Origin of the sequence: Methylobacterium sp. CCH5-D2 (assembly GCF_001556475.1) — a bacterium.
GTDB lineage: Bacteria > Pseudomonadota > Alphaproteobacteria > Rhizobiales > Beijerinckiaceae > Methylobacterium > Methylobacterium hispanicum.
On the sequence record NZ_LSIX01000304.1, the window covers coordinates 1 to 7647 of the forward strand.

The following is a 7647-nucleotide window of genomic DNA, read 5'->3' on the forward strand; positions in this document are numbered from 1 at the left end:
TCTCATCCCTCACCCCAACCCTCTCCCGCACGGGAGAGGGAGCGCGGCGCGGTTCGAGCCCGCGCCGTCCTCGGTCTGGTGGGCCCTCCCCCGCTGAGGGGGAGGGTTGGCATCCATCAGTACACGTCGGCCTGATACCGCCCGGCCTTCTTCAGCGCGGCCAGATAGGCCACCGCCTCGTCCGGGTTCTTGCCACCGTGCTGGGCCGCCACGTCGATGATCGCGCGCTCGACGTCCTTGGCCATGCGCTTGGCGTCGCCGCAGACGTAGAAGTGGGCGCCGCCCTCCAGCCACTTCCACAGCTCGGCGCCGTTCTCGCGCATGCGGTCCTGCACGTAGGTCTTCTCCGAGCCGTCGCGCGACCAGGCGAGCGAGAGCCGGTTCAGCACCTTGGCGTCCTTCAGCCCGTTCAGCTCGTCCCGGTAGAAGAAGTCCGAGGCCTGGCGCTGGTGGCCGTAGAACAGCCAGTTGCGGCCCGGCGCCTGCGTGGCGGCGCGCTCGCGGAGAAAAGCCCGGAACGGCGCGATGCCGGTGCCGGGGCCGCACATGATCACGTCCTTCGACAGATCCTCGGGCAGGGCGAAGCCGTGCGCCTTCTGCAGGTAGATCCGGACCTTGGTCTGCTCGGGGAGCCGCTCGCCCAGATGCGTCGAGGCGACGCCCAGCCGCAGCCGCGAGCGGTGGTTATAGCGCACCGCATCGACCGTCAGCGAGACCTTGCCGACGTCCATCTTCGGCGAGGAGGAGATCGAGTAGAGCCGCGGCTGCAACTCGTCGAGCGCCTCGAGGAAGACCTCGGCGTCGGGGCGCGCGCCCGGGAACTTGTGGAGCGCGGCCAGCACGTCGAGATACTGGGCGTCGCCGTCCGGATCCTCGCCGGAGGCGAGCGCCTGGGCCTTCTTGCGGGCCTCGCCTGAGGTGAGGAGCGAGAGGAGCTGGTAGAGTCCGTCGGGCGCCGCGCCCAGCGCGTACTCGGTGAGCAGGCGGTTGCGCAGGGTCTTGCCGCCGATCATCCGCTCGGGGCGGGCGCCGAGTTCGGCGATCACCGCATCGACCAGCGCCGGGGCGTTGGCCGGGAACAGCCCCAGCGAGTCGCCGACCACGTAATCGATCGGCGTGCCCTTCAGGTCGATCTCGATGTGCCAGGTCTCCTTCTCGCCGCCCGGCGCGTTGAGGCGCGTGCGGGAGAGGAAGGTCGCCTCGACCGGGTTCTCGCGGCAGTAGCCGAGCGGCCCGAGCTCGGCGGGCGCCTTGGGTGCGTCGTCCGCGGCCTTCGCGGGCGCGGCTCCGCCGGCGGCGCCGAATTCCTCCTCCAGCTTCTTCAGCATCCGGAGCGTGTCCTTGCCGCCGGGCTGGCAGAGGTTCAGGCGCTCCTCCTTCTTCAGGAAGAGGGCGTTGGCGTAGTCGGCGCAGTTGTAGCCGCACTGGCCGCAATCCTGCTGGGCCATCGCCGCCATCAGCTTCTGCGGCTCGGAGCGCTCCTTGGCGAGGTCCATCCGGTCGGCGAGCGGCATGGACGGGTCGTGCCAGGGCGCGTCGTCGTTGTCGGCGAGCTTTTTCGCACCGGCGGTCGGATCCTCACCCGGCGCCAGCGCCGTGGCACCGGGAACGGCGGGGCCGAGCAGCGCCGCGAAGTAGCCGGAGAGCCAGGCGCGCTGGTCCGCGTCGAAGGGCGCGGTCTCGGGGATCAGGACGAGGGGGGGCGAGACATGCTGGGTCATGCGGCGGCCTTCAGGGCGGGCTGTTCCTCGGCGGCGTCGCGGAGCGATTCCGCGCCGGTGCGACTGGTGAAGGCCTGGAAGCTCTCCTCGGGCCCCTGGCGGCGGTCGAGATAGGCGCGCAGCAGCGCCTCGACGCGCGCGGGCGCGTCCTCGGCCTTCACCGCCTTCCAGATCTCGGTGCCGATCTTCGGGTTCTCGGCGAAGCCCCCGCCGACCACGATGTCGTAGCCCTCGACGGTGTCGCCCTCCTCCGAGACGACGACCTTGGCGCCGATCAGCCCGATGTCGCCGATGTAGTGCTGGGCGCAGGAGTGGTGGCAGCCGGTGAGGTGCACGTTCACCGGCACGTCGAGGTCCGTCACGGTCGCCTCGACATGCTCCGCGATGATCATCGCGTGGCCCTTGGTGTCGGAGGCGGCGAACTTGCAGCCCCGCGCACCCGTGCAGGCCACCAACCCCGAGCGGATGCCGGCCGCCTTCACGGTGAGCCCGAACGCCAGCACCCGGGCCTCGACCTCGTCCACGCGCGCGTCCGGCACGCCCGAGAAGATGAAGTTCTGCCAGACCGTCATGCGGATCTGGCCGTCGCCGCACTCGGCCGCGATCTTCGCCAGGCCCCGCATCTGGTCGGTGGTCATCTTACCGACCGGGAGCACCACGCCGACCCAGTTCAGGCCTTCCTGCGCCTGCTTGTGCACGCCGACATGGCTGAAGCGGTCGGTCGGCTTGCGGGACGCGACGTGCTCCGGCGCGACGCGGTCGAGCTTGCGCCCGAGCTTCTCCTCGACGGCGGCGAGGTATTTCTCGAAGCCCCAGGCGTCGAGGACGTACTTCATCCGGGCCTTGTTGCGGTTGGTCCGGTCGCCGTTCTCGATGAAGACGCGGATGATCGCGTCGGCCACCGTGTTGCAGTCCTCGGGCTTGAGGACGATTCCGGTGTCGCGGGCGAGGTCCCGGTGGCCCGAGATGCCGCCGAGCACGAGGCGCATCCACACGCCCGGCGCGACCGAGGCCCCCTCCAGCACCTGGATCGCCTGGAAGCCGATGTCGTTCGTCTCCTCCAGCGCCGGCATCACGCCGCCGCCGTCGAAGGAGACGTTGAACTTGCGCGGCAGGCCGTAGAGCGAGCGGTCGTTGAGGATCCAGTTGTGCCAGGCCTTCGTGAGCGGCCGGGTGTCGAGCAATTCCTGCGCGTCGATACCGGCGGCGGGCGAGCCGGTGACGTTGCGGATGTTGTCGGCGCCCGCCCCCTGCGCGGTCAGGCCGAGATCGGTCAGCCCGTCGAGGAAGGGCTGGGCGTGCTCTGGGGCGATCTCGCGCACCTGCAGGCCGGCGCGGGTGGTGACGTGGCCGTAGCCGCCGCCATGGGCGTCGGCGAGGTCGGCGATGCCGGCGAACTGCCAGTGCTGCAGGATGCCGTTCGGCACCCGGATCCGGCACATGTAGGAGACTTGGTTCGGCGCGACCCAGAACATGCCGTGGTAGCGCCAGCGGAAATTGTCCTCGGGCTTGGGCTGCTTGCCGGTGGCGGCCTCGGCCTTCAGGCGGTTGTGCCCGTCGAAGGGGTTCTCGGCCCGCTTCCACTTCTCTTGGTCGCAGAGCTTGCCGCCGTCCTTGATGGTGCGGTCCTGCGCCTTGATGTGGATCGCGTCCGGGCCCGTGGGCTCGGCCGGGGGGGCGCCCGCGCCCTGCCCGATCGCGAGGCCGCCCGTCAGCCGGGCCGCCGCGATGCCGGAGGCGAAGCCTTCGAGGTAGCGCTTCTGCTCGGCGTTGAAGTTGTCAGCCATGGTCGCCTCCTTCACGCAGCGAGGGCCTGGGGCGCGGGGCGCCCGAACATGATGTCGTCGAGGTCGTCGCCGACCGGCTCGCCCGAGCGGATCAGACGCTTGCACAGGGCCTGCTCGCCGACGTCGCCGACGAAGACCGCGCCGATCAGGCGTCCCTCCGCGACGAGGAGCTTGCGGTAGAGGCCGGCGCCGGGATCGGAGAGCACGACCGCCTCGGCGCCCTCCGGTGTGTCCACCACGCCCGCCGAGAAGACCGGCAGCCCCGAGACCTTGAGGCTGGTGGAGAGCGCGGTGCCCACGTAGCTCGCCGCCTCGTCCGCGAGGTGGCGGGCCAGCGTGTCGGCCTGCTCGTAGGCGGGCTCGACGAGGCCGTAGATCTGGCCGCGGTGCTCGGCGCACTCCCCGAGCGCGAAGATGCGCGGGTCGGAGGTGGTCATCCGGTCATCGACCGTGATGCCGCGGGCGACCGCGAGGCCGGCCTCGCGGGCCAGCGTGACCGAGGGGCGCACGCCCACAGACATCACCACGAGGTCGGCCGGCAGCACCGTGCCGTCGGCGAGGCGCAGGCGCTCGACGCGGCCGTCGCCCTCGACCGCGGCGGTGTCGGCCCTGAGCAGGACCTTCACGCCCCGCGCCTCCATGGCGCGCTTCACGAGGTTCGCCGCCGCGTGGTCGAGCTGGCGCTCCATCAGGCGGTCCATGACGTGGAGCAGCGTGGTGTCGACGCCGAGCCGACTGAGCCCGACCGCGGCCTCCAGCCCGAGCAGGCCGCCGCCGATCACGACGGCCCGGGCGTGCTCCACCGCGGCCTTGCGGATCGCCGCGACGTCGGCGAGGTCGCGGAAGGTGATGACGCCCGGCAGCTCCATGCCGGGCTTCGGCAGGCGGATCGGCGTCGAGCCCACCGCCAGCACCAGCTTGTCGAAGGGCAGGACATGGGCCTCGCCGACGATCGCCAGACCGTTCTCGCGGTCGATGGCGGTGACGGGCGCGCCGGTGATCAGGCGGATGCCGTGCTCGGCGTACCAGTCCAGGCCCCGGAATTCGCAGGCCGCCTCGTCCACCTCGCCGCCCAGCAGCGAGGAGAGCAGCACCCGGTTGTAGGCGGCGACCGGCTCGGCGCCGACCACGGTGACGTCGTAGCGCCCGGGCGAGCCCTCGGTCAGGCGTTCCAGGAAGCGGAGCGAGGCCATGCCGTTGCCCACGACCACGAGCCGCTCGCGCGGCGCGCCCGCGCTGGGCGGACTCTGCGCGCCCGCCGGATCCGTCCGGAGAATTGCCATCGCCTGAAAGGTCTCGATCCTCGGGAAGAAGGGAGTGGCGAACCGCCAAACAAAAAGCCGCCGACCGTTCGCCCCCGTGCGGCTGTGACCGCCCTACGCGCGAACCGGATCAGCGGCCTCGCTGACGGTGCTGTCCGTCGCCGTTGACGGACACGATCGTCAGAGCAGGTTCCGTGCCAGAGGAGATGCGGCCTGCCCGAGGGGCCGCGCCGCCCTGTGGTCCGGCGCCCGGCGGCCCGCTGGGGTCGGCCGCCGTCCGAGCGGGTGCGCTGCACAAAATTCAGGCGCATGGATTCGATGTGGGCAGGGTGACGGCCCTGGGCCGTGCGCACCTCGTCCGGCACGCATCCGCGGGCCGAGCCGCGGCGCCTTAGGGCGCGCGCCGCCGTTCTTCGCCAGCCGAGCGAGGGTGGGGATCGGAGATCCGAGAAGGGCGCGCGTCGGCGCCCGCCGTCAGGCCGTCACAGCAGGGCCGAGAAGGCCGCGAGGAGGCCGACTGCCGGACCGATGCCGACCAGGAGAGCCCAGTGCCACAGCGCCGGGCCGGCCATGCGGCGGTTGTCGTTCGCGGGCCGCGGCGCCCGGGCGCGGAGCCGGACGTAGTCCGACAACACGACCCGCCCGTCCGTGGGACGGGGCGCGGTCTGGAAGGTGTCGAGCTTGCGGCAACCGGGCATGGTGGTCCTCAACGTCCGGGCCGCCTCGGCGTTCCGCGCCGTGAGGCCGCTCAGTCCGTTCTTTCGGGAAGGGCCTCCGCCAGGATGTCCGGCCGGTAGAGGGCGGCCGCCGCGGGTTCGAGGTCCGGGCCCGGCGGCAGCTGCCCGGCCGCCCGCATCTGCGTGAGGAGCCAGCGCAGGCGGTCGGGGCCCGGTGCCTGCGCGGGCGCGCCGAAGCGGATGTAGTCGGGGACGCGGCGGGGCGCGGCGCCGACCGTCAGCTCGCCCGCCAGCGTGCGGCCGACCAGCTCCGCGTCGAGGTCGAGGTAGCGGCGCCCGGCGAGGCAGTGGGCGAGTTCGGCGCGGTTGCCCGGCTCGGCGCACCACAGGCCGGCCCGCGCCACGGCGCGCACCAGCGGCAGCGTCGCCCCGTCGCGCCGGCGCGAGACCGCCAGCACCTTCTCGGGTGCGTCGGGGGCGAGGTCGCGGCCGAGCGCAGCGATGCGCCCGAGGCCGGCCGCCACCGCGACGCCGTTCCAGGGCGCGCCGGCGCAGAAGCCGTCCACGATCCCGCGCTCGAGGGCCTCGACGCTGTGCTGGGGCGGCACCACGACGAGGCGCACCAGACTCATATCGAACCCGCCGCGGCAGGCCAGCAGCCGGAGCTGGTAGGTGTGGCAGGAGAAGGGGTGGACGGTGCCGAGCGTGAGCGGCCGGCCGGACCCGGCCCGCTCCCGCGCCACCCGGCCGAGCGCGGCGGCGACCGCGTCGAGGTCGTCGCCCTCCGGCGCCATCGCCGCCCAAAGCGCGTTCGTCACCGTGACCGCGTTGCCGTTGAGGCTGAGCCCGAGCGGCACCGCGAGGTCGGCGGGCGGCCCCGAGAGGCCGAGCCCGCTCGCGAGCGCCAGCGGCGCCAGCATCTGCGCCGCGTCGAGATGGCCGAGCGCGAGCCGGTCGCGCAGCGTCGCCCAGGAGGGCTCGGGCGCGAGGTCGAGGTCGAGCCCCTCGGCCCGGGCGAAGCCGAAGGCGTGCGCCGCGATGAGCGGGGCGGCGTCGCAGAGCGGCACGTATCCGATATGGAGGCGCATCGTCCTATCCCAGCAGGTCCGCGGTGGTGACGATGGCGCGGGCGATATCGGCGATCTTGCGCTTCTCGTTCATCGCCTTGCGGCGCAGCTGCTTGTAGGCCTCCTCCTCGCTGAGGCCCTTCAGGTTCATCAGGATGCCCTTGGCGCGCTCGATCAGCTTGCGGTCGGCAAGTTCGCCCCGCGCCTCCGAGAGCTCGCGCTGCAGCCGCGCGAAGGCGTTGTGGCGCAGGATCGCGATGTCGAGGATCGAGCGGATCCGCTCCGGCCTCAACCCGTCGACCACGTAGGCCGAGATCCCGGCATCGACCGCCGCCTGCATCATCGCGGCGTCGGAGCGGTCGACGAACATCGCCACCGGCCGCTCCGCCTGCCGGGTGACGCTCGACATCTGCTCCAGGATGTCCCGGCTCGGGCTCTCGAGGTGGATCACCACCACGTCGGGGGCGAGCGCGGCGACGCGCTCCATCAGGTCGGCGGTGTCGGGCACGACCACGACGCGGCCGATCCCGGCGGCCCGCAGACCCTCCTCCAGGATGGCGGCGCGCGCCCGGCTCGGGTCGATCACGGCGACGGTGAGGTTGGTCTCTGTCATCGCGGCCCGGTTCCGGCCATGTCCCTGAGGATTCTCGCGCCGATCATTGTTCTCGTCCGCGGCGGGCGGGCGAAGCGTGGCGATCGGCTGTCGCGACACGCTCTTATGCTTTGCCGTGGGCGACGCAAGCCGCGTGCCCGCCCAGCTGGCCGATCCGCGCGACGCCCAGCGCCCGGCGTTTACACAATGAGACGCGACGGCCCAGCTTCCGCCGCAAACGGAGCCGCATTCTCCGGCGTCGGCGGCGCGGATCGCGAGGTGGATCGGTGAGTCGGATGCTTGGACAGGACCCGCTGCGGGACGCTCAGGGACCGCGCCTGTCCCTCCCCTTCCTGCCGACGCTCGTGACCGCGGTGCTGATCGGTGCCGGCTCCCTGCTCTGCCGCGGGCCGGCAACCCCGCCGCCCGCGCCGCGCCTCGACGCGCAGGCCTTCGCGCCGGCCGCTGCCCAGCCGGCCGCTCTGCCGACCCTTGCTGCGCGCCCGCCGGCCGCCCTGATCTTCGCCGAGCACTTTCCGGT

The 7647-nt window shown here is 72.5% G+C and carries 6 protein-coding genes and 1 pseudogene; 1 reads left to right on the top strand and 6 read right to left on the bottom strand.

Annotated elements, in window-relative coordinates; genetic code table 11:
• Positions 1-116: 116 nt before the first annotated feature.
• From AX737_RS08035 to AX737_RS08060, 6 genes are all read right to left on the bottom strand, one after another.
• Positions 117-1721: a sulfite reductase subunit alpha gene (locus tag AX737_RS08035; protein ID WP_066920445.1), complete on the bottom strand. Its 1605-nt coding sequence runs from the start codon at positions 1719-1721 to the stop codon at positions 117-119.
• A complete protein-coding gene (locus AX737_RS08040) occupies positions 1718-3508 on the bottom strand; it encodes a NirA family protein (protein ID WP_066920446.1) in 1791 nt (596 codons plus the stop codon). Before AX737_RS08040 ends, AX737_RS08035 begins: the two co-directional genes overlap by 4 nt.
• 11 nt (positions 3509-3519) lie before the next feature.
• Positions 3520-4791: an FAD-dependent oxidoreductase gene (locus tag AX737_RS08045; protein ID WP_066920448.1), complete on the bottom strand. Its 1272-nt coding sequence runs from the start codon at positions 4789-4791 to the stop codon at positions 3520-3522.
• 461 nt (positions 4792-5252) lie between these two features.
• Positions 5253-5468, bottom strand: a complete 216-nt coding sequence (locus AX737_RS08050) for a hypothetical protein (RefSeq protein ID WP_066920450.1) — start codon at positions 5466-5468, stop codon at positions 5253-5255.
• Between the two features lie 50 nt (positions 5469-5518).
• A complete protein-coding gene (locus tag AX737_RS08055) occupies positions 5519-6535 on the bottom strand; it encodes a CmpA/NrtA family ABC transporter substrate-binding protein (protein WP_066920452.1) in 1017 nt (338 codons plus the stop codon).
• A 4-nt stretch (positions 6536-6539) separates the two neighbouring features.
• A complete protein-coding gene (locus tag AX737_RS08060) occupies positions 6540-7127 on the bottom strand; it encodes an ANTAR domain-containing protein (RefSeq protein ID WP_066920454.1) in 588 nt (195 codons plus the stop codon).
• Between the two features lie 275 nt (positions 7128-7402).
• On the opposite strand from AX737_RS08060, the pseudogene AX737_RS08065 reads away from it, so the two are divergent.
• Positions 7403-7647 (top strand): annotated as a pseudogene (locus tag AX737_RS08065) (hypothetical protein); the annotation flags it as partial.